Origin of the sequence: Streptomyces sp. NBC_01431 (assembly GCF_036231355.1) — a bacterium.
Lineage (GTDB): Bacteria > Actinomycetota > Actinomycetes > Streptomycetales > Streptomycetaceae > Streptomyces.
Genome location: NZ_CP109496.1, coordinates 2,243,820 through 2,264,386, shown reverse-complemented (window position 1 = coordinate 2,264,386; position 20,567 = coordinate 2,243,820). Strand labels below are relative to the sequence as shown.

The window sequence follows — 20,567 nt, the reverse complement described above, 5'->3', positions numbered from 1 at the left end:
GTGTTCGCACGGGTTCCACCGCGATTCCGGTGGAGTTATCCACAGGCTGGAAGGACGTCGGGGCCCATTGTCAGTGGCAGGGGTTAGCGTCTTTGACGTGAAGCGATCGACTCAAGCAAATCGGGTGGAACCCATGGCAGGAACTGACCGCGAGAAGGCGCTCGACGCCGCGCTCGCACAGATTGAACGGCAATTCGGCAAGGGCGCGGTGATGCGCCTGGGCGAGCGGCCGAATGAGCCCATCGAGGTCATCCCCACCGGGTCGACCGCGCTCGACGTGGCGCTCGGCGTCGGCGGTCTGCCGCGCGGCCGAGTGGTGGAGGTCTACGGCCCGGAGTCCTCCGGCAAGACGACCCTGACCCTGCACGCGGTGGCGAACGCGCAGAAGCTCGGCGGCTCGGTGGCCTTCATCGACGCCGAGCACGCCCTCGACCCCGAGTACGCGAAGAAGCTCGGCGTCGACATCGACAACCTGATCCTGTCGCAGCCGGACAACGGTGAGCAGGCGCTGGAAATCGTCGACATGCTGGTCCGCTCCGGCGCGCTCGACCTGATCGTCATCGACTCCGTGGCGGCCCTGGTGCCGCGCGCGGAGATCGAGGGCGAGATGGGTGACTCGCACGTGGGTCTCCAGGCCCGTCTGATGAGCCAGGCGCTCCGAAAGATCACCAGCGCGCTCAACCAGTCGAAGACCACCGCGATCTTCATTAACCAGCTCCGCGAGAAGATCGGTGTGATGTTCGGCTCCCCGGAGACCACGACCGGTGGCCGGGCGCTGAAGTTCTACGCCTCCGTGCGGCTCGACATCCGCCGGATCGAGACGCTCAAGGACGGCACCGACGCGGTCGGCAACCGCACCCGCGTCAAGGTGGTCAAGAACAAGGTCGCGCCGCCCTTCAAGCAGGCCGAGTTCGACATCCTTTACGGCCAGGGCATCAGCCGCGAGGGTGGCCTGATCGACATGGGCGTCGAGCACGGCTTCGTCCGCAAGGCTGGCGCCTGGTACACGTACGAGGGCGACCAGCTCGGCCAGGGCAAGGAGAACGCCCGCAACTTCCTGAAGGACAACCCCGACCTCGCCAACGAGATCGAGAAGAAGATCCTCGAGAAGCTGGGCGTCGGTGTCCGTCCGGAGGAGCCGACCACCGAGCCCGGCAAGGACGCCGCGGCCACCGCCCCGGCGGCTGACGCGACCGCGGTGTCGGCCCCGGCCACCAAGGCGAAGACGGCCAAGGCCGCCGCTGCCAAGAGCTAGCGGTGACCCGCAGGACCGAGTGGGCCGAACCCGAGGAGCCCGGCCCGAAGCGGGCCGGCTCCCGACGGGCCGGCCCGGATGGAGCGGGCGACGGCACCGACTCGTCGAGGGCCGAGAAGGAGCCGCCGCCGCAGGACCCGGCTGAGCGGGCGCGGGCGATCTGCCTGCGCCTGCTCACCGGGACTCCCCGGACCCGCAAGCAACTCGCCGACGCCCTGAAGAAGCGGGAGATCCCCGACGAGGTCTCCGAGGAGGTTCTCTCCCGCTTCGAAGAGGTCGGGCTGATCAATGACGCGGCGTTCGCCGACGCCTGGGTGGAGTCCCGCCACCACGGCCGGGGGCTCGCCCGTCGTGCGCTCGCCCGCGAACTGCGCACCAAGGGCGTCGACACGTCGGTCATCGACGAGGCCGTCGCCCAGCTCGACTCCGACCAGGAGGAGGAGACCGCGCGCGAACTGGTGGCGCGCAAGCTCCGTTCCACCCGAGGCCTTGACCGTGACCGCCGTATCCGTCGCCTCGCGGGCATGCTCGCCCGCAAGGGCTACCCGGAAGGCATGGCCTTGAGAGTGGTCCGCCAGGCCCTGGAGCAGGAGGGCGAAAACGCGGACGATCTGTACGAGATGTGAGGCGTGTGGTCGTGAGGCGTGGGGGTGTGCGGGTGCGAGCCGTGCCGCTGTGAGTCTTGCGGGCGTGAGTCTTGCGGGCGTGAGCCGTGCCGCTGTGACTCATACGGGCGTGAGCCGTGCGGCTGTGAGTCTTATAGGCGTGAGTTGTGCGGTCGTGACTCGTGCGGCTGTGAGGCGCACGGTCCGGGGCTGTGCGGCCGTGAGTCGCACCCCGGGGTTGTGTGGCCCGGGGTGATACGGCTCGAGGTGGTGCGGCGCAGGGATACGCGGCGCAGCGCCTGAACGGCCTTGATCTGTACGGGACTTGGCGCCATCGGCTCTTCGGGCAGGGGTGCCGCGGTCTGTTCGGGCGGCACCGCACCGCTCTCCGTGCACTGCAATGCTCCGTGCACCGGTTCGTGCACCAGGGAGCCGCGTCACCAGCCGCGCGCCGACGGGCCGCTCGATACCCGGGCGGACGGACTACTCGTCACTCGGTGGCGGGTGTGACCGGCAGCCCCTCCCTGCGCCAGGCCTGGAAGCCGCCGATGAGATCGGTCGCCCGGTGCAGCCCCAGCTGCCGGAGCGACACCGCCGCGAGGGACGAGGCGTAGCCCTCGTTGCAGATCACCACCACCCGCAGGTCATGGCTCGTCGCCTCCGCCGCCCGGTGGCTGCCCTGTGGATCGAGCCGCCACTCCAGTTCATTGCGCTCGACGATCAGGGCACCGGGAATCAGCCCGTCCCGGTCGCGCAGCGCCGCGTACCGGATGTCCACCAAGAGGGCTCCCTCGGTGGCCTCGGCAAAGGCCTCTGCCGCCGTCAGCCGGTCCAGGTCCGCCCTGACCCGGTCGAGGAGCTCGTCGATTCCCACCGGTGGTGTCCGCTGCGAACTCACTGCCAGTCCTCCGGACGCTCGACCTGCTCGATGCGGAGCACCGCGCCCGCCCGGCTGTAACGCCGGATGAGCGGCAGCGGGGGGTAGTAGGCGTGCACCGAGATCGCGTGCTCGGTCTCCGACTCGTTCCTGACCTCGTGCACATGATGCGGCCCGAACGCGCGACCGCTGCCCGCCCCCAATTCCCTTGAACGGTCGACGCCTTCGGCGAGTTCCAGGGTCCGCCAGCCCTCGGTGGGCAGCCGGACCGCGAGGGAGTCCTCGCGCAGGGCACCGGAGGCGGAGGCGAAGGCCCCGTGGGAGCCGCCGTGGTCGTGCCAGCCGGTGCCGGTGCCGGGCGGCCACCCGATCAGCCAGGCCTCACTGCCGCCCGGCCCGTCCAGTCGGATCCAGGTGCGCCCCTCGGTATCAAGGGGCAACGACGCGACCAGCGCCGCGTCCTGCGCCGTACGGCGGGCGAAGTCGAGTAGTTCCGCCTCGGTCGGCGCGGGGCCGGGACCGGGCGTGGAGGCGGGAGCGGATACAGGGGTACTTGCGGAGAGCGACACGGCAGACCGTCCTGGGGAGTTCGCGAAGACGCGCGTACGGCCGACGGCGGCACAGAGGCGTGCACAGCGGCGGAAGGCGCGAAGGGAAGGGCGAATCAGCGGGACGGACGACACACGCAGCCCGCATAGCGGACGAGGTCCATATGGACCCTCCGCCACAGGCGCGTATAGGTGTCGGTCACGTTCCGGAGTAGACCATGGGCGCCCGCGCGGGTCAATCGGCGTTCGGATCGCGGAAGACGAACATCAGCCGTCGACCGCGGAATGCCCCGCCGCACCGGATGCCCCGCCCCCATTCGGCCTGTGCCGGTTACCCGTGCCGGACGGTCCGCCCCCATCGCCCCGTGCCGGATACCCCGCACCGAGCGTCCCACCTCGGACGCCCCACCTCAGACGACCCACCTCGGACACCCCGCACCGGGCGCCGGACCGCATGCCAGGTCCCAGTTGTCAGTTCACGTCGGCAGTTCGCTCTTCGGGCACCGGGCGCTCCGCCTCCACGCCGCCCCCCGGCGCGCCCCCTTCGCCCGGCCCCGGCCTCCCGCGCACCGTGGCGGCCGCGGCGTACAGCTCTTGGGGCTGTACGCCGTTGAAGGCGGCGACCAGGTGGCCGTCGGGGCGTACCAGGAGGACGGTGTGGGCCGGGGCGCCGGGGTAGTCCTCGGCGACCAGCAGTTCGGCATCCATGGGCAAGGCCGTCACCGCGTCGGCCAGGCGGGGCATGACCCCGGCGGTGAGCCAGTGGCGGCGGTCCCATACGCCGGTGCCCGGTGCGACCAGGACGACGAGGAGCCTGCCCCGGCCGAGACGGTCGCGCAGGGCCGCGGTCGAGCCGTCGGGGGCGGTGATGGGGATGTCGGTGACCGGTGCGCCCGGCTGGGTCTGCACGGGAACGTGTGACTCGGCGGATTGGGGTGCGAGAGGGGAGTGGGGGTACGCGGGGGGCGCGCCGAGCGGGCCGCGCCCCAGGTGGCCGTCGGTCACGAGGGCGTCGTGACCGCGCGTGCTGCCCGGGATCCAGCCGCGCAGCCCCGCGCCGCCGCGCAGGACCGGCAGCGACTGGTCGGCCGCTCGCAGCCGGGCGGCGACCGCCGGCCGGCGTTCCGTCTGATAGCTGTCCAGGAGGACCTCGCAGGCGCCGTGGTGCCAGGCGTCGGCCAGCTTCCAGGCGAGGTTCTGGACGTCCCGCAGGCCCTCGTCCAGGCACTGCGTGCCCAGCGCTCCCAGCAGGTGCGCGGCGTCACCGGCGAGGAAGGTGCGGCGCACCCGCCAGCGGCGGGCGAGGCGGTGGTGCACGGTGTGGACGCCGGTGTCGAGGAGTTCGTACGACGGCGTCTCGCCGCACCAGCCCGCCAGGGTGTCGCGGATGCGGCCCACCAGGGCGTCGGGCGTGACGAGTTCGGCGCGCGGCGGCAGCAGCCAGTCCAGGCGCCAGACGCCGTCCTGAAGGGGGCGCGCCGTCACTTCGTCGCCGGCGGCGCGCCAGGGCGGCATCCGGTGCAGCAACGCCTCGCCGGGCCATGGGAGTTCGGTGCGCAGGGCCACAACAGCCTGGCGCTCCACCGCCGTTCGGCCGGCGAAACGGATGTCGAGGAGTTTGCGCACCGTGGAGCGGGCGCCGTCGCAGCCGACCGCGTAACTGCCGCGCCACCACGTTCCGCCGGGTCCCGAGGTGTGGATGGAGACGCCCTCGGCGTCCTGTTCCAGTACGTCGAGGCGGCTCTGCGTGACCACCCGCACGAGACCGGACGCGGCGATGGCGTCGCGCAGACCGCGCGTCAGGGCGTGTTGCGGCAGGTGGACCGGGGACGGGCCGCCGTCGCCGTCCTCGCCGAACGCGACGTGGCGCAGCAGCTGACCGCGCCTCATGGACCGCCAGGCGACCCAGCGGGCACCCTCGTCGCGCAGTGTCGCACAGCCCAGGCCCGCCACGAACGCGGCGGTGTCCGGGCGCAGGACGGCCGTGCGGACCGGGCGGGGTTCGTCCTTGCCCGGCCCCTCGTCGAGTACGACCGAAGGCACGCCCTGGGCGGCGAGCGAGAGTGCGAGCGCCAGTCCCACAGGGCCGGCGCCGACGATGATCACCGGGTCCACGGCGCGACTCCCGACACGGGTCGGGACGGCTTGCAGGTGGCGCTGGGAACCCGGTGCACGATCACAGAACGTATGCAACCCACTGCGGGTGCTTGCGTCAAGTGACGGCGGCAGCGACGCGAACGTCACTGCCTCATATGCCGTCAGTTCGTCGTGCCAGGCGTCCCATCGGCCCCGATGGTCCCCTCGGCGGCCATGACGGCGGCCGGACCCGCTGCGGTGACCGGGGCGGCGGCCGCGCCCATCGAGATGCCGGTCTTCGCCCGGCGCCCGCGCTTCTCGATCCAGGTGGCGAGCGCGGAGAGCACGAGGCACATCGCCACATAGATGGTGCCGATGACGACGATGGTCGAGACGTACGGGTACTGGCCGTTGACCTGGGTGTTGCTCGCGATCAGACGGGCGGTCTGGAGCAGCTCCGGGTACAGGATGATGAAGCCGAGCGAGGTGTCCTTGAGGGTCACGACAAGTTGGCTGATGATCGTCGGCAGCATCGCCCGGACCGCCTGCGGCATCAGGACGCTGGTCATCACCTGCGTCTTGCTCATGCCGAGGGCGTAGGCCGCCTCGCGCTGGCCCTTGGGCACGGAGTTGACGCCGGCCCGCAGCACCTCCGCCTGGACGCAGCCGTTGTAGATCGACAGGCCGAGCGCCAGCGCCCACATCGAGTAGTCGGTGAGGAAGCCGACCCAGACCGCGTAGATCGTGATCAGCAGCGGGATGGAACGGAACAGCTCGATGAAGGCGGTGGCCGCCCAGCGGACCGGCTTGTGGTCGGACATCCGGGCGACGGCCAGCGCCACGCCGAGCACCAGCGAACCGACCGCGGCGAGGCCGAAGGCCTTGAGGGTGGCGAGCACGGCGTCGGCGATGTTCTGCCGGATGCCCGAGTAATTGAAGATGTCCCACATGCCGTAGGCGAGGTCGCCCTTGTCCGACAGCCGGACGATCGCGACGACCACCAGGGCGAGCAGCGCGACCGAGCCGATGACGGCGTAGATCCGGTTGCGTACGACGGCCTTGGGGCCGGGGGCGTCGTAGAGAACGCTGGCACTCATCGGGCGACCTCCATACGGCGCTCAAGGAGACGGAAGAGACCGCTGATCGCGAAGGTGACGATCAGATAGCCGAGGGCGACCCAGATGAACACGGGGACGATGTCGTACCCGTCCTCGCTCATCAGCTTCTGCCAGCCGAACAGTTCGGTGACGCTGAAGGCGCCGGCGATCGCCGAGTTCTTGGTGAGCGCGATGAAGATGGAACTCAGCGGCGGGATCACCGTCCGGGTCGCCTGGGGCAGCACGATCAGCCGCAGGGTCTGCGTGAAGCTCATGCCGATCGAGCGGGCGGCCTCGGCCTGGCCCAGCGGAACCGTGCCGATGCCGGACCTGACGGCCTCGCAGACGAACGAGGCGGTGTAGAAGCCGAGCGCGAGCGAACCGAGCAGGAACGGGCTCATCCCGGGGAAGAAGATCTCCGGTACGACGAAGAACGAGACCAGGAAGAGCAGCGTCAGCGGGGTGTTGCGCAGCAGCGTCACCCAGGCGGTCCCGAAGAAGCGCAGCGGCGGCACGGGGGAGACCCGGAATCCGGCGAGCAGCAGTCCGAGCACCAGGGCGATGACCGAGCTGACGGCGGTGATCTCCACGGTGCCTATGAAGCCGTCACGGAATTCCGCGAAATGGTCGAGCAGTACGTTCATGAGGTCTCCGCGTCGGCGGGCAGCGGCTGGGTCATCGGGCGGGGGCAGGGCCGTGGCGCCCCGTACCGCGTACGGGGCGCGTCAAGCGGCGAAGCGCGTCGATCAGTAGCGGACGACGGTCGGCGGGGCCTGGTAGGTGGAGCCGGACAGGCCGAGCGTCGCGTCGTAGATCTTCTTGTAGGTGCCGTCCTGCTCGTGCTTCTCCAGCGAGGAGTTGATGAAGTCGCGCAGCGCCTTGTCGTCCTTGTTCATGCCGACGCCGTACGGCTCCTCGGTGAACGGCTTGCCGACGACGTGGAGCTTGCCGGAGTTCTTGGCGGCGTAGCCCTTGAGGATCGCGTCGTCGGTGGTCACCGCGTCCACCTGCTTGGACAGGAGCTGCTGGACGCAGTCCGAGTACTTGGCCAGCTCGACGACGGAGGCGCCGTACTCGGGCTTCTTGATCTCCTGGAGCGGCGTGGAGCCGACGATGGAGCAGACCTTCTTGCCCTTGACGGAGTCCTTGCCGGTGATCGAGTTGTCGTCCTTGCGGACGAGCAGGTCGGCGCCGGCCTTGTAGTACGGACCGGCGAAGCCGACGAGCTTCTTGCGCTTGTCGTTGATCGTGTAGGTGCCGACGTAGTAGTCGACCTGGCCCTTGGAGATCGCGGTCTCGCGCACCCCGGAGTCGACGGTCTTCCACTCGATCTGGTCGGGCTTGAAGCCCAGGTCGGCGGCGATCATCTTGGCGATCTCGACGTCGAAGCCGGAACGCTCCTTGGTCGACTGGTCCTCGAAGCCGAGGTAGGGCTGGTCGGCCTTGGAACCGATGATCAGCTTGCCGCGCGCCTTCGCAGCCTTGAAGGTCGGCGAGTCAAGGGTGACGTTGGAGGCGACGGCGTACGTCGGCAGCTGGGGTGCGCCGCTGGAGCCGGGCTGGGCGGACTGCTTGTCGCCGGCCGAGCCGGACTTTCCGCCACAGGCGGTCGCGGTCAGGGCGAGCACGGCGATCGCCGCGACGGCGGCGGACTTGCGGAGCATCATGGCGAGCATTCCTTGCGTCGTTGGTCGTTGGTCGTCGTGGGGCAGCCGGACAATTGCCGGGCGCCGACGGCAAGTTGACATCGGCGGCGGGCCGCCTGTCATCCGGTATCTGCTATCCGTCAGGTGTCAGCGGCCGATTGTCGCCGACGGCCGACTGTCGTCAGTGGTGAAGGATCTTCGACAGGAAGTCCTTGGCCCGGTCGCTGCGCGGGTTGCTGAAGAACTGGTCCGGCGCGGCCTCTTCGACGATCTTTCCGTCGGCCATGAACACGACGCGGTTGGCGGCGGAGCGGGCGAAGCCCATCTCGTGGGTGACGACGATCATCGTCATCCCGTCGCGCGCCAGCTGCTGCATGACTTCCAGGACCTCGTTGATCATCTCCGGGTCGAGCGCCGAGGTGGGCTCGTCGAAGAGCATCACCTTCGGGTCCATCGCCAACGCCCGTGCGATCGCCACGCGCTGCTGCTGGCCGCCTGAGAGCTGCGCCGGGTACTTGTCGGCCTGGGTGCCGACGCCGACCCGGTCGAGCAGGTCGCGGGCCTTCTGCTCGGCGGCCTGCTTCTCGGTCTTGCGGACCTTCACCTGGCCCAGCATGACGTTCTCGAGCACCGTCTTGTGTGCGAAGAGGTTGAACGACTGGAAGACCATGCCGACATCGGCCCGCAGTCGCGCCAGTTCCCTGCCCTCCTGGGGCAGCGGCCTGCCGTCGATCGAGATCGCCCCGGAATCGATCGTCTCCAGGCGGTTGATGGTGCGGCACAGCGTGGACTTCCCGGACCCGGAGGGCCCGATGACGACGACGACCTCGCCACGGGCGATGGTCAGATCGATGTCCTGGAGCACATGCAGCGCGCCGAAGTGCTTGTTGACGTTGTTCAGCACGACCAGGTCACCCGACGCGGGTACGGCGCCCTCGGTCCCCTTGGCCACTGATACTCCGCTCATCGGCTTCTTGCTCCGTCCTCCTCGGTTGGGGAGGACCGTAGTGGGGAGCTACGACCAGCGTCATTACATCTGAGCGGAAATTGAGGATAACGATCCGGCTTCGCGGTGGCACTCTGGGTGAGTGCGCACCCCGGGCGGAATACCGGCTCCGTAACGGATGATGCGCAAGGACGAGCGCCCCCTTGACCGAAGTGGGGACCATGGGCATGGATTCGGGGGGACATGCCGTGATGCGGCCGATGAATTCACAGGGAGGGGGCTCATGAGACTGCTGCTCGTCGAGGACGACGACCACGTCGCCGCCGCCCTGTCGGCCGTGCTCGCCAAGCACGGCTTCGAGGTGAAGCACGCGCGCAACGGAGAAGAGGCGCTCCAGGCGCTGCTTCCGGATGACCGCTGCGCCAAACCACCCTTCGGGGTGGTCCTGCTCGACCTCGGGCTGCCGGATCAGGACGGGTACGAGGTCTGCGGCAAGATCCGCAAGCGGACCGCCATCCCGGTGATCATGGTGACGGCGCGTGCCGACGTGCGCTCGCGCATCCACGGGCTGAACCTGGGCGCCGACGACTACGTGGTCAAGCCGTACGACACCGGCGAACTCATCGCCCGCATCCACGCCGTCATCCGGCGCCCGCCGCCGGGCGCGCAGCAGGACTCCGGCGACAGCGAGCTGCGGCTTGGACGCGTACAGATCGAGCTGCCCACGCGCCGGGTCAGTGTCGACGGCGAGAGCGTGCAGCTCACCCGCAAGGAGTTCGATCTGCTCGCGCTGCTGGCCCAGCGCCCCGGGGTCGTCTTCCGCCGGGAGCAGATCATCAGCGAGGTGTGGCGCACCAGTTGGGAAGGCACGGGCCGCACGCTCGAAGTCCACGTGGCGTCCCTGCGGTCCAAACTGCGGATGCCCGCGCTGATCGAGACCGTGCGGGGCGTCGGCTACCGACTCGTCGCGCCGGCCGCGCTCTGAGTCCCGAGAACAGCCGGTGCGCACCCGACTTCTCCCGCTCCTCATCTTCCTGCTCGCGCTCGTCCTGGTCGCGTTCGGGTTTCCGCTCGCCCTGAGCGTGGCCGGCGCACAGCAGCAGAGGGTGGTCGTCGACCGGATCGACGACACGGCGCGCTTCGCCGCGCTCGCCCAGTTCGTCTCCGCCCCCGACGGCAACGAGACCAACAGCGCGGAACGGCTCACCACCCTGGAGGAGGAGCTCACCCGCTATTCGACGCTGTACGGAATCAACGCGGGCGTCTTCTTCCGCGACGGCAGCGCCATGGCGAGCGCACCCCGCGGCTGGCACGTGCCCGCCAAGGGGGAGGGGGCCATGGCCTTCCAGGAAGCCCTCGCCGGACGCCGCAGCCACGACCCGGCCCAGGTGTATCCATGGCAGCGGGGACGCCTGGTCGTGGCCTCTCCCGTCGTGCGCGAAGGCGATGTGATCGCGGTCGTGGTCACCGACTCGCCCACCGGCCGCATGCGGTCGGCGACCCTGCACGGCTGGCTCCTGATCGTGGCCGGCGAGCTCGCCGCGATGCTCCTCGCGGTCGGCGCGGCGTTCCGGCTGACCGGCTGGGTGCTCCGGCCCGTACGCGTCCTGGACGCCGTCACCCACGACATCGCCACGGGGCGCATGAAGTCCCGCGTCGCGGCCGCCGGCGGCCCTGCGGAACTCAGAAGGCTGGCCCACTCGTTCAACGAGATGGCGGACAACGTCGAAAACGTGCTGGAGCAGCAGCGCGCCTTCGTCGCCGACGCCTCGCACCAACTGCGCAACCCGCTGTCCGCCCTGCTCCTGCGCATCGAGCTCCTCGCGCTCGAACTCCCCGACGGTAACGAGGAGATCGCCTCCGTACGCACCGAGGGCAAGCGCCTGGCCCAGGTCCTGGACGACCTCCTGGGCCTGGCTCTGGCCGAACACGCCGACGCCGACCTCCAGTTGACCGACATCGGCGCGCTCGCGGGCGAGCGGGTCGCGGCGTGGCGACCGCTCGCCGAGGACAAGGGCGTCCTGCTGGTCGCGGACGGCTCGGCCGCCGCCACCGGCTGGGCGGACCCGGTGGCGCTCTCCAGCGCGTTGGACGCCGTCATTGACAACGCGCTGAAGTTCACGCCCGAAGGCGAGGAGGTCCGCGTCGCCGTCGCCGCCGACGGCCCTAAGACCACGGTGACCGTGACCGACCACGGACCAGGCCTCTCGGACGAGGAGCTGGCCCGGATCGGCGACCGCTTCTGGCGGGCGGGCCGCCACCAGAACGTCAAGGGCTCAGGCCTCGGCCTCTCCATCTCGCGCGCTCTGCTCGCGGCCGGTGGCGGAACGATCGGGTTCGACCATCACGAGCCGCAGGGACTGCGAGTGACGGTGACCGTGCCGCGCACCCAGCCCGGCGCGTGAGGCCGCATGCCTGACCCGTGCGGCCGTTCAGCTCACGGCTTGACCGACAGGTAGTAGTCGCGTGCCCCGTCGTGCAGCGGCAGCGGATCCGTATAGATGGCCGTCCGCAGGTCGACGAGTTGGGCCGCGTGCACCTCGCGCCCGATGCGGTCGCGGCTGTCTATCACCGTGCGGGTGAATCCCTCGGTCAGAGCCGCGTTCGCCCGGTCCGTGGTGACGAGCAGGTTCGCCACGGCGATCGTCGGCACGGCCACGCCCTGCTGCGCCTTGGGGTACGCGTCGGCGGGCATGGTGGCCGCCCGGTAGTAGCCGGTGCTGCGGTCCGCCTTGTGCAGGGCCGACACCAGGTCGGCGAGGGGGACCAGCCGGATCGGGTACTCCTCCGACAGTTTGAGAACCGCCGTGGTCGGCAGCCCGCCGGACCAGAAGAAGGCGTCGATCTGCTTGCCCCGCAGGAGGCCGGGCATGGTGTCGATGCCCGCGGGAAGGGGCGTGATGTCCTTCCGCGGGTCCAGTCCCGCGGCCGTGAGCAACCGCCCGGCGAGCAGCCGCACCCCGGAACCCTCCTGCCCGACGGCGACCCGCTTGCCCCGCAGATCCGCGACCGAGTGCACCGGGGAGTCCCTGGGCACCACCAGTTGTACGTAGTCGTCGTAGAGCCGGGCGCAACCGCGCAGCCGGTCCCCGCCCGCCGGGTTGTCCTTGCGGAACTTGTCGACCGAGTCCGCCGTGGCGATGGTGAAGTCGGCGGTGCCGTCGGCCAGCCGCTGGAGGTTCTGCTGCGAACCCTGGCTGGTGCGCAGACCGACCCGGACGTCCGGCAGGTCACTGGCGAGCGCCTGCTTGAGCAGTTCGCCGTAACGCTGGTAGACGCCGGTGCGCACGCCCGTACTGAAGTCGAGGGTGCCTGAGGGCGACGGGCTGCCGAACGGAAACAGCCACCACATCAGCAGCCCGAACGCGACCACGGCCGCCGCGATGCCTTGGGCGGCGCGGTTGCGGCCGAGTCGGGAGAGGGCGGGGAGCATGGCTGGATCCTGCCAGTTCCCCGCCCGTGAGGACCAGGGGTCGGCGGGGCCCGTACCCTGGTGTACGAGATGAGCGCGAAGACTTACGAGGTGCGCACCTACGGGTGCCAGATGAACGTCCACGACTCCGAGCGGCTGTCCGGTCTCCTGGAGGGGGCCGGGTACGTCCGCGCGCCCGAGGGCGCCGACGGTGATGCCGACGTCGTCGTCTTCAACACCTGTGCGGTGCGGGAGAACGCCGACAACAAGCTGTACGGCAATCTCGGCAGGCTCGCCCCGATGAAGACGAAGCGGCCCGGCATGCAGATCGCCGTCGGTGGCTGCCTCGCCCAGAAGGACCGCGACACCATCGTGCAGCGGGCTCCCTGGGTCGATGTCGTCTTCGGCACGCACAACATCGGCAAGCTGCCGGTGCTGCTGGAGCGCGCCCGCATCCAGGAGGAGGCGCAGGTCGAGATCGCCGAATCCCTGGAGGCGTTCCCCTCCACGCTGCCCACCCGGCGCGAGTCGGCGTACGCGGCGTGGGTCTCCATCTCGGTGGGCTGCAACAACACGTGCACCTTCTGCATCGTTCCGGCGCTGCGCGGCAAGGAGAAGGACCGCCGTCCCGGCGACATCCTCGCCGAGATCGAGGCACTGGTCGCCGAGGGCGTCTGCGAGATCACCCTGCTCGGACAGAACGTCAACGCGTACGGCTCGGACATCGGTGACCGCGAGGCCTTCAGCAAGCTGCTGCGTGCCTGCGGCACCATCGAGGGCCTGGAGCGGGTCCGGTTCACCTCGCCGCACCCGCGCGACTTCACGGACGACGTGATCGCCGCCATGGCCGAGACGCCGAACGTGATGCCGCAGCTCCACATGCCGCTGCAGTCCGGTTCGGACACGGTCCTCAAGGCGATGCGCCGCTCCTACCGGCAGGAGCGCTTCCTCGGGATCATCGAGAAGGTGCGCGCGGCCATTCCGCACGCCGCCATCTCCACAGACATCATCGTGGGCTTCCCCGGCGAGACCGAGGAGGACTTCGAGCAGACCATGCACACGGTCCGCGAGGCCCGCTTCGCGAGCGCCTTCACCTTCCAGTACTCCAAGCGCCCCGGAACCCCGGCGGCGACCATGGACGGACAGATCCCCAAGGAAGTCGTGCAGGAGCGCTACATGCGCCTGTCCGCCCTCCAGGAAGAGATCTCCTGGGAGGAGAACAAAAAGCAGGTCGGCCGCGTTCTGGAGGTCATGGTCGCCGAGGGCGAGGGCCGTAAGGACGGCTCCACCCAGCGCCTCTCCGGCCGCGCCCCCGACAACCGCCTGGTCCACTTCACCAAGCCGGACGAGGAGGTGCGCCCGGGTGACGTGGTGACCGTCGAGATCACCTACGCGGCCCCGCACCACCTGCTCGCCGAGGGACCGACGACCGGTGTGCGCCGCACCCGGGCCGGCGACGCCTGGCAGAAGCGGAACGCGGCTCCCGCCCAGAAGGCCGCCGGTGTGATGCTGGGCCTCCCCTCGATCGGCACGCCGGCGCCGCTGCCGGAGCCCACGGGCGGCTGCTCGGCGCTGTAGGGGCCCGCGGAGACCGCCCGGCCGGGCGGCGGCCGGGCTCGGGTGCCGGAACCGGACTAGGCTGCGGATCATGCTCGTAGCCGCCGCCGTCTGCCCCTGCCCGCCCCTCCTCGTGCCCGAGGTCGCCGCCGGTGCCGCGCCGGAACTCGGCGCGGCGCGCGACGCCTGCGCCGATGCCGTCGGCGTCCTTGCCGCCTGTCGGCCCGACCTCCTGGTGGTCGTCGGACCGGCCGAGAACCCATGCGTCTACCGGCAGGGGGCGGTGGGTTCGTTCGCCGGATTCGGCGTGGACCTTTCGGTACGCCTCGGGCCGGGCGAACCCGCGGAGCCCGGCGGGCGCGCACCGCAGGAGCTTCCGCCGTCCCTGGCGGTCGGTGCCTGGCTCCTGGAGCGCGCGGGGTGGACGGACGCGCCCGTGGAGGGCCTTGCCGTCGCCGAGGAGTTGGCGCCGCGGCTCTGTGCCGACGCGGGCGGGGAGCTCGCCGCACGGGCCGCCCGGGTCGCCCTGCTCGTCATGGGCGACGGCAGTGCCTGTCGCACCCTCAAGGCGCCCGGCTACCTCGACGAGCGTGCCGCGAGCTTCGACCAGGTCGCCTCCGCGGCCCTGGGGACCGCCGACACCCACACCTTGCTGGGTCTTGACGATCGCCTCGCGTACGAGCTGAAAGTGGCCGGGCGCGCGCCCTGGCAGGTGCTCGCGGGCGCGGCGCGGGGCGCGGAGCTCGCCGGACGACTGCTCTACGAGGACGCTCCGTACGGAGTCGGCTACTTCGTCGGCGTCTGGTCCTGAAACCCGGACACGTCCCGAACACGCCGGAGGGCCGTGGAGCGGGCAGCTCCACGGCCCTCCGGCGCGGGTGGTTCAGGAAGTGGACGGGGGCGGCGTACCGCCGCCGTCCTTGTGGGAGATGCGGTCCAGGGCTTCCTTGGCCTTGCCCGTACCCGACTGGATCTTGTCGCTGTACTTGCCCTTGGTCTTTTCATCAACCAGCCTGGCGGCCTTCTCCAAGCCGTGGTCGATCTTGTCCCCGTGCTGTTGCGCGAGGTCCGAGACCTTGTCCTTGGCCGGGGCCAGCTTGGTTTTCAGATTGTCCAGGAAACCCATGGGGCACCTTCCCTCGTGGGCACTACTTGTGGGCGCTCTCGCCGGCCTCGTTGTCCGCCGCTTCCTCGGCCGACTGCTGCTTGGGGATCTCGACCCCCTCCGCGGCCGCGGACTCGGCGGGTTCCGCCGCTTCGCTCTCCGAAACCTCCTCGGAGGCCGCGGAAGCCTCGGCCGCCGGAGAATCCGCCGGTGTGTCGGCATCGACCTCGGCCTCCGGGTCTGCCGTCAGAGTGGCAGCCTTGACTTCCTCGGTCGACTCCGCGACAGCCTCGGCGGCCTTGCGGCGAAACCTTGAAAAAACGCCCATATCTACTCCATAGCGTACTCGTGTAGGCGAAATCCCGTGCCAACCGGAGCGCCTCATTGCGTCGCCCGGCGGCACCGGTCAACAAACCGGCGTTCGGAACCTCGCAACAGCCAACGAACCCAGCCGTTCCCCGTCACGTAGCTCGTTCGAGGAGGGGCCCGGAGGTTTGCGAGACTGTGACGGTGAGAAGTGCAGCTCCCGCCCCGCGGGTCATCGCCGTCGTCGGTCCGACCGCGGCCGGAAAGTCCGATCTGGGTGTCTTCCTCGCCCAGCAGCTCGGCGGCGAGGTCGTCAACGCCGACTCCATGCAGCTCTACCGAGGGATGGACATCGGTACCGCCAAGCTGACGCCCGAAGAACGCGGCGACGTCCCGCACCACCTCCTCGACATCTGGGACGTCACGGAACCGGCGAACGTCGCCGCCTATCAGAAGCTCGCCCGCACCGAGATCGATCGGCTGCTCGCGGAGGGACGCACCCCCGTCCTGGTCGGCGGTTCCGGGCTGTACGTGCGCGCGGCGATCGACGTCCTCGAATTCCCCGGCACCGACCCCGCGGTTCGCGCCCGCCTGGAGCGCGAACTGGACGAACGGGGCTCCGGCGCCCTGCACGCACGACTGGCGGCCGCCGACCCCGAAGCGGCGCGCGCGATCCTCGCCAGCAACGGCCGCCGGATCGTGCGCGCGCTCGAAGTGATCGAGATCACCGGGCAGCCGTTCACGGCCAATCTCCCCGGGCACGAGTCGTTGTACGACACGGTGCAGATCGGCGTGGACGTCGGCCGGCCCGAGCTCGACGAGCGGATCAGCGTGCGCGTCGACCGGATGTGGGAGGCGGGCCTGCTCGACGAGGTGCGGGCACTGGAGGAGCGCGGGCTGCGCGACGGGCGTACGGCGTCACGTGCACTCGGCTACCAGCAGGTTCTCGCGGCGTTCGCCGGCGAGTGCACCGACGACGAGGCGCGCGCCGAAACCGTACGCGCCACCAAACGCTTCGCGCGCCGCCAGGACTCGTGGTTTCGGCGCGATCCTCGCGTCCACTGGTTGAGCGGTGCCGCGGAGCATCGAGGGGAACTCCCGCAGCAGGCGCTGGCGTTGGTCGAACGAGCGGTCACAGCCTGATCACGTGATGGCATCGGGACGCTCCGCCGGTCATTGCGGCCCTGTCGCGCGTGCCATCATCAAACTTCGATCGACCAGTGGAGTCCGAGTTGGGAGGGCGCGTGGCGATGGAGGCCGGCCCTCGCGACACAGAGCAAGGAGCGCGGGAGGACGCCGCGCTCCCGCGCTCGACGGAACCCGGTTCACCGTCCCCGGAGGTTTCCGAAGTGGAAGCCGCAGAAGGCACCTCCGATGCCGGACGCTCCGGGGAGGCGCCCTCCGCCACGCTGGGGCCCACCGTGCTCGGCACGTCCGGGCTCAGTCCGGACGGACCGGAGGACGGCTCTGTGGGAGCCCTCTCCGACGGCGGTGAGGTCGAGGTCGAACTGCGGCCCCAGCGCCGCCTGAGGATCTGGCAGCTCGCTCCGATCGTGATGCTCGCGGCACTCGGCTCGCTCATGTTCGCCTTCCCCCTGGCCTTCGAGTTCGGCGACGGCGGACCGGTCGTGGCCATGCTGGGCCTCCTCATCAGCTGCTGCGCCGCGGGCTGGGGCATGATGGCGGCCCGCCGGGTCGGCCACACCTGGCCGGGGCTGCCCGGCAGAGGGTCCGGCGACCGCCCCGACTGGCGGGTCGTCGCCGTGTACGTGGGCGTCGGCTGCGCGCTCGTCGCGCTCGCCGTCTGGCGCGTCGCCCGGCTCCGCTGAGCGGGCGACCAGCAGTCAGAGCTTTTGGATCACGGCCCGGGACAGCCGTCCGGCCGAGTGTCAGTGCGCCCCCGTACGATTGACGCGTGAACACCTCGCCGCTCGCCTTCCTCAAGGGCCACGGGACCGAGAACGACTTCGTGATCGTCCCGGACCCGGACAACGTCATCGACCTGCCCGCCTCCGCCGTCGCCAGGCTCTGCGACCGCCGGGCCGGTATCGGTGGCGACGGAGTGCTCCATGCGGTGCGCAGCGCCGCACATCCGGAGGCCAAGGACATGGCCGGCGAGGCCGAGTGGTTCATGGACTACCGCAACAGCGACGGCTCGATCGCCGAGATGTGCGGCAACGGAGTCCGCGTCTTCGCCGCCTACCTGCAGCGCGCGGGGCTCGTGGAACCGGGCGACCTCGCCGTCGCCACCCGCGGCGGCGTCAAGAAGGTGCACCTCGCCAAGGGCGGAGAGGTCACCGTCTCCATGGGTCGCGCCCTGCTCCCCGAGGAGAGCGTCACGGTCACGGTGGACGGCCGCAGCTGGCCCGCGCGCAACGTGAACATGGGCAATCCGCACGCCGTCGCCTTCGTGGCCGACCTGGATCACGCGGGAGAGCTGCGCTCGGTGCCGCCCTTCGCCCCCTCGGATGTGTATCCGGACGGCGTGAACATCGAGTTCGTCGTGGACCGCGGCCCTGGGCACGTGGCCATGCGGGTCCACGAGCGCGGCGCGGGGGAGACCCGCTCCTGCGGCACCGGTGCCTGCGCGGTCGCCGTCGCCGCCGCGCGCCGGGACGGCGTCGACCCCGCGGTCACCGGCACCCCGGCTACGTACACGGTGGACCTGCCGGGCGGCACCCTGGTCATCACCGAGTACCCGGACGGTCAGATCGAGATGACCGGACCCGCGGTGATCGTCGCCGAAGGGGTCATCGAACCGTCGCTCCTGACCGGCTGACCGGCCGCCCCCCACCGGCCTGCCCGAGCAGCCCGCCGCATCCTGATCGTTCCGGTTCAGGATCGAAACAGTCGTGTCGTGCATCTTCGCTCGAATGGGTGATCCGTTTCACGCTGAGCGAGAGCGGGACTGCGCCACGTGGTGGGCTCGGTAGCATCAAGCACCGGTCCGGAGGGGCACGCCGGTCCCTCCACCACCGGTCGATGCTGCCGGAGGTGCCCCATGAGTGCAGAGGCCACGAATCCTGGTGCTCACAGTCGCAGACGCGGCCGCCCCCGGATCGACCTCCGCAGACTGGGCCGCGCAGCGCTGCTGGGACCCGTTCCCCGGGACCGGCTGCCCGATGCCATCGGCCACGTGGCCGACGCGCACCGCGCCCACCACCCCGACGCCGACCTGGCCGTGCTGCACCGTGCGTACGTCCTTGCCGAAACGTCCCATCGCGGGCAGTTCCGCAAGAGCGGCGAGCCGTACATCACGCATCCTCTCGCAGTGACGCTGATCCTCGCCGAACTCGGCGCCGAGACAACGACGTTGACCGCCTCCCTCCTCCACGACACCGTCGAGGACACCGAAGTGACGCTCGACCAGGTACGGGCCGAGTTCGGCGAGGAAGTCACCTATCTGGTCGACGGCGTCACCAAGTTGGAGAAGGTCGACTACGGCGCGGCCGCCGAGCCGGAGACCTTCCGCAAGATGCTGGTCGCCACCGGCGACGACGTACGCGTGATGTCGATCAAACTCGCCGACCGGCTGCACAACATGCGCACCCTGGGCGTGATGCGCCCTGAGAAGCAGGCCCGGATCGCCAAGGTGACCAGGGACGTTCTCATCCCGCTCGCCGAACGCCTCGGGGTGCAGGCCCTCAAGTCCGAGCTGGAGGACCTGGTCTTCGCGATCCTGCACCCCGAGGAGTACGAACGAACCCGCGCCCTGATCGCGGCCAACTCCGGCACCGTCGACCCGCTCACCGCGATCGCCGACAGCGTCCGCGCGGTGCTGCGCGAGGCCGGCATCAACGCCGAAGTCCTCATCAGGCCACGCCACTTCGTCTCCGTGCACCGGGTGCAGCTCAAACGCGGGGAACTGCGCGGCACCGACTTCGGCCGCCTCCTCGTCCTGGTCGCCGAGGACGCCGACTGCTATGCGGTCCTGGGCGAGCTGCACACCTGTTTCACGCCGGTCATCTCGGAGTTCAAGGACTTCATCGCGGCCCCGAAGTTCAACCTGTACCAGTCGCTGCACACCGCCGTCGTCGGCCCGGACGGCGCCGTCGCCGAAGTCCTCATCCGTACGCACCAGATGCACAAGGTCGCCGAGGCCGGAGTCGTCGCACTCGGCAACCCCTATACGGCGGCCCCCGGCGACGGGCCGCAGCAGAACGGGGACGAACGCGAGGACCCGACCCGGCCCGGCTGGCTCTCCCGTCTCCTCGACTGGCAGCAGAACGCGCCCGACCCCGACACGTTCTGGTCCTCCCTGCGCGAAGAGCTGGCCGAGGACAGCGAGATCACCGTCTACGGCGCCGACGGCCGCACCCTCGGTCTGCCGGCCGGTGCGAGCTGTGTCGACGCCGCCTACGCGCAGTACGGGGAGGAGGCCCACGGCTGCATCGGGGCCCGTGTCAACGGCCGCCTGGCGACGCTGAGTACGGTGCTGAGCGACGGCGACACCGTGCAGCTGCTGCTCGCGCAGGACGCGTCGTCGGGGCCGTCGTCCGACTGGCTCGACCACGCCAGGACCCCGGCCGCGCGGATCGCGATCAGCGGCTGGCTGGCCGCCCACCCGGAGGGCGCCACGGTTCCGGCCGCCGCGCCCCGGCCGCAGGTCAACGTGCCCGCCGACCGGCGGACGGCGGCCAACGCGATGACCGACCTTCCGGATGTGCGGGTACGGCTCGCGGGTTGCTGCACGCCCGTACCGCCGGACGCGGTCACCGGATTCTCCGTGCGCGGGTCGGCGGTGACCGTCCACCGCCAGGAGTGTCCGGCCGTCGCGCGCATGAAGTCGGTGGGACGGGCGCCCGTGGAGGTCCGGTGGGGGGACGCGGCGGAATGCAGGGTGACCCTGGTCGCCGAGGCCTTCGGCCGCCCGCGCCTTTTGGCCGACCTCACGGAGGCCATCGCCACCGCGGACGCGGCCGTCGTCTCGGCGACCGTGGAGCCTCCCAGCGAGCAACGGGTCCGGCACACCTACACCCTCCAACTCCCGGACGCCGCCGGTCTGCCCGCCCTCATGCGGGCCATGCGCGACGTGCCGGGGGTGTACGACGTGAGCCGGGCGCAGCATCCGGCGGCCGCGGGATGACAGGGGCCGGGCGCCCGGCATGGCCGGCCGCCACCCTGAACTGACATCCGC

The 20,567-nt window shown here is 70.5% G+C and carries 21 protein-coding genes; 10 read left to right on the top strand and 11 right to left on the bottom strand.

Features of this window, described 5'->3' with window-relative positions; genetic code table 11:
* Positions 1-133 precede the first annotated feature (133 nt).
* Together recA and recX are read left to right on the top strand one after the other, a co-directional pair.
* Entirely contained in the window at positions 134-1,255 is a 1,122-nt protein-coding gene (gene recA / locus OG522_RS10370; protein WP_329462669.1) for a recombinase RecA, read from the top strand.
* A 2-nt stretch (positions 1,256-1,257) separates the two neighbouring features.
* Positions 1,258-1,881: a recombination regulator RecX gene (gene recX / locus OG522_RS10365; protein ID WP_329462668.1), complete on the top strand. Its 624-nt coding sequence runs from the start codon at positions 1,258-1,260 to the stop codon at positions 1,879-1,881.
* A gap of 469 nt (positions 1,882-2,350) precedes the next feature.
* Here the strand turns inward: recX and OG522_RS10360 are convergent, their stop codons facing one another.
* From OG522_RS10360 to OG522_RS10325, 8 genes are all read right to left on the bottom strand, one after another.
* Positions 2,351-2,758 (bottom strand): rhodanese-like domain-containing protein, encoded by a 408-nt coding sequence (locus tag OG522_RS10360; protein WP_329462667.1) that lies wholly within the window; start codon positions 2,756-2,758, stop codon positions 2,351-2,353.
* Positions 2,755-3,306, bottom strand: a complete 552-nt coding sequence (locus OG522_RS10355; protein ID WP_329462666.1) for a cysteine dioxygenase — start codon at positions 3,304-3,306, stop codon at positions 2,755-2,757. The genes OG522_RS10360 and OG522_RS10355 overlap by 4 nt, the downstream gene beginning before the upstream one ends.
* Before the next feature lie 95 nt (positions 3,307-3,401).
* Complete coding sequence (locus OG522_RS10350) at positions 3,402-3,602, bottom strand: putative leader peptide (RefSeq protein WP_329467533.1); 201 nt, start codon at positions 3,600-3,602, stop codon at positions 3,402-3,404.
* A 154-nt stretch (positions 3,603-3,756) separates the two neighbouring features.
* Positions 3,757-5,400, bottom strand: coding sequence for an FAD-dependent monooxygenase (locus tag OG522_RS10345; RefSeq protein WP_329462665.1), 1,644 nt, complete (start codon positions 5,398-5,400; stop codon positions 3,757-3,759).
* 143 nt (positions 5,401-5,543) lie between these two features.
* Positions 5,544-6,458, bottom strand: coding sequence for an amino acid ABC transporter permease (locus tag OG522_RS10340; RefSeq protein ID WP_329462664.1), 915 nt, complete (start codon positions 6,456-6,458; stop codon positions 5,544-5,546).
* Positions 6,455-7,102: an amino acid ABC transporter permease gene (locus OG522_RS10335; protein WP_329462663.1), complete on the bottom strand. Its 648-nt coding sequence runs from the start codon at positions 7,100-7,102 to the stop codon at positions 6,455-6,457. Before OG522_RS10335 ends, OG522_RS10340 begins: the two co-directional genes overlap by 4 nt.
* A gap of 102 nt (positions 7,103-7,204) precedes the next feature.
* The gene (locus OG522_RS10330; protein WP_329462662.1) at positions 7,205-8,125 is read right to left on the bottom strand and encodes a glutamate ABC transporter substrate-binding protein; all 921 of its coding nucleotides are present in this window, start codon (positions 8,123-8,125) and stop codon (positions 7,205-7,207) included.
* A gap of 160 nt (positions 8,126-8,285) precedes the next feature.
* Positions 8,286-9,071 carry an amino acid ABC transporter ATP-binding protein gene (locus OG522_RS10325; RefSeq protein WP_329462661.1) on the bottom strand — a complete coding sequence of 262 codons (786 nt, stop codon included), beginning with the start codon at positions 9,069-9,071 and terminating at the stop codon, positions 8,286-8,288.
* A 262-nt stretch (positions 9,072-9,333) separates the two neighbouring features.
* On the opposite strand from OG522_RS10325, the gene OG522_RS10320 reads away from it, so the two are divergent.
* The gene (locus OG522_RS10320; RefSeq protein WP_329462660.1) at positions 9,334-10,035 is read left to right on the top strand and encodes a response regulator transcription factor; all 702 of its coding nucleotides are present in this window, start codon (positions 9,334-9,336) and stop codon (positions 10,033-10,035) included.
* 16 nt (positions 10,036-10,051) lie between these two features.
* On the top strand, positions 10,052-11,455 hold the full coding sequence (locus OG522_RS10315) for a sensor histidine kinase (protein WP_329462659.1): 1,404 nt from the start codon (positions 10,052-10,054) through the stop codon (positions 11,453-11,455).
* A 32-nt stretch (positions 11,456-11,487) separates the two neighbouring features.
* Here OG522_RS10315 and OG522_RS10310 read toward each other — a convergent pair whose 3' ends face one another.
* Positions 11,488-12,483, bottom strand: a complete 996-nt coding sequence (locus OG522_RS10310) for a TAXI family TRAP transporter solute-binding subunit (protein WP_329462658.1) — start codon at positions 12,481-12,483, stop codon at positions 11,488-11,490.
* A 69-nt stretch (positions 12,484-12,552) separates the two neighbouring features.
* Here OG522_RS10310 and miaB point away from each other — a divergent pair, with 69 nt between their 5' ends.
* Positions 12,553-14,040 (top strand): tRNA (N6-isopentenyl adenosine(37)-C2)-methylthiotransferase MiaB, encoded by a 1,488-nt coding sequence (gene miaB, locus OG522_RS10305; protein ID WP_329462657.1) that lies wholly within the window; start codon positions 12,553-12,555, stop codon positions 14,038-14,040.
* A 70-nt stretch (positions 14,041-14,110) separates the two neighbouring features.
* Positions 14,111-14,830, top strand: a complete 720-nt coding sequence (locus OG522_RS10300) for a class III extradiol dioxygenase subunit B-like domain-containing protein (RefSeq protein ID WP_329462656.1) — start codon at positions 14,111-14,113, stop codon at positions 14,828-14,830.
* Positions 14,831-14,902: 72 nt separating this feature from the next.
* Here OG522_RS10300 and OG522_RS10295 read toward each other — a convergent pair whose 3' ends face one another.
* Together OG522_RS10295 and OG522_RS10290 are read right to left on the bottom strand one after the other, a co-directional pair.
* Entirely contained in the window at positions 14,903-15,145 is a 243-nt protein-coding gene (locus OG522_RS10295; protein WP_329462655.1) for an antitoxin, read from the bottom strand.
* Between the two features lie 22 nt (positions 15,146-15,167).
* The gene (locus OG522_RS10290; protein WP_329462654.1) at positions 15,168-15,452 is read right to left on the bottom strand and encodes a hypothetical protein; all 285 of its coding nucleotides are present in this window, start codon (positions 15,450-15,452) and stop codon (positions 15,168-15,170) included.
* A 182-nt stretch (positions 15,453-15,634) separates the two neighbouring features.
* On the opposite strand from OG522_RS10290, the gene miaA reads away from it, so the two are divergent.
* From miaA to OG522_RS10270, 4 genes are all read left to right on the top strand, one after another.
* Positions 15,635-16,573 (top strand): tRNA (adenosine(37)-N6)-dimethylallyltransferase MiaA, encoded by a 939-nt coding sequence (gene miaA, locus OG522_RS10285; protein ID WP_329462653.1) that lies wholly within the window; start codon positions 15,635-15,637, stop codon positions 16,571-16,573.
* Between the two features lie 107 nt (positions 16,574-16,680).
* Positions 16,681-17,259, top strand: a complete 579-nt coding sequence (locus tag OG522_RS10280) for a hypothetical protein (protein ID WP_443074825.1) — start codon at positions 16,681-16,683, stop codon at positions 17,257-17,259.
* 86 nt (positions 17,260-17,345) lie between these two features.
* Entirely contained in the window at positions 17,346-18,209 is an 864-nt protein-coding gene (dapF, locus tag OG522_RS10275) for a diaminopimelate epimerase (RefSeq protein WP_329462652.1), read from the top strand.
* A 222-nt stretch (positions 18,210-18,431) separates the two neighbouring features.
* Positions 18,432-20,516 (top strand): RelA/SpoT family protein, encoded by a 2,085-nt coding sequence (locus OG522_RS10270; RefSeq protein WP_329462651.1) that lies wholly within the window; start codon positions 18,432-18,434, stop codon positions 20,514-20,516.
* The last annotated feature ends 51 nt before the right edge of the window (positions 20,517-20,567 follow it).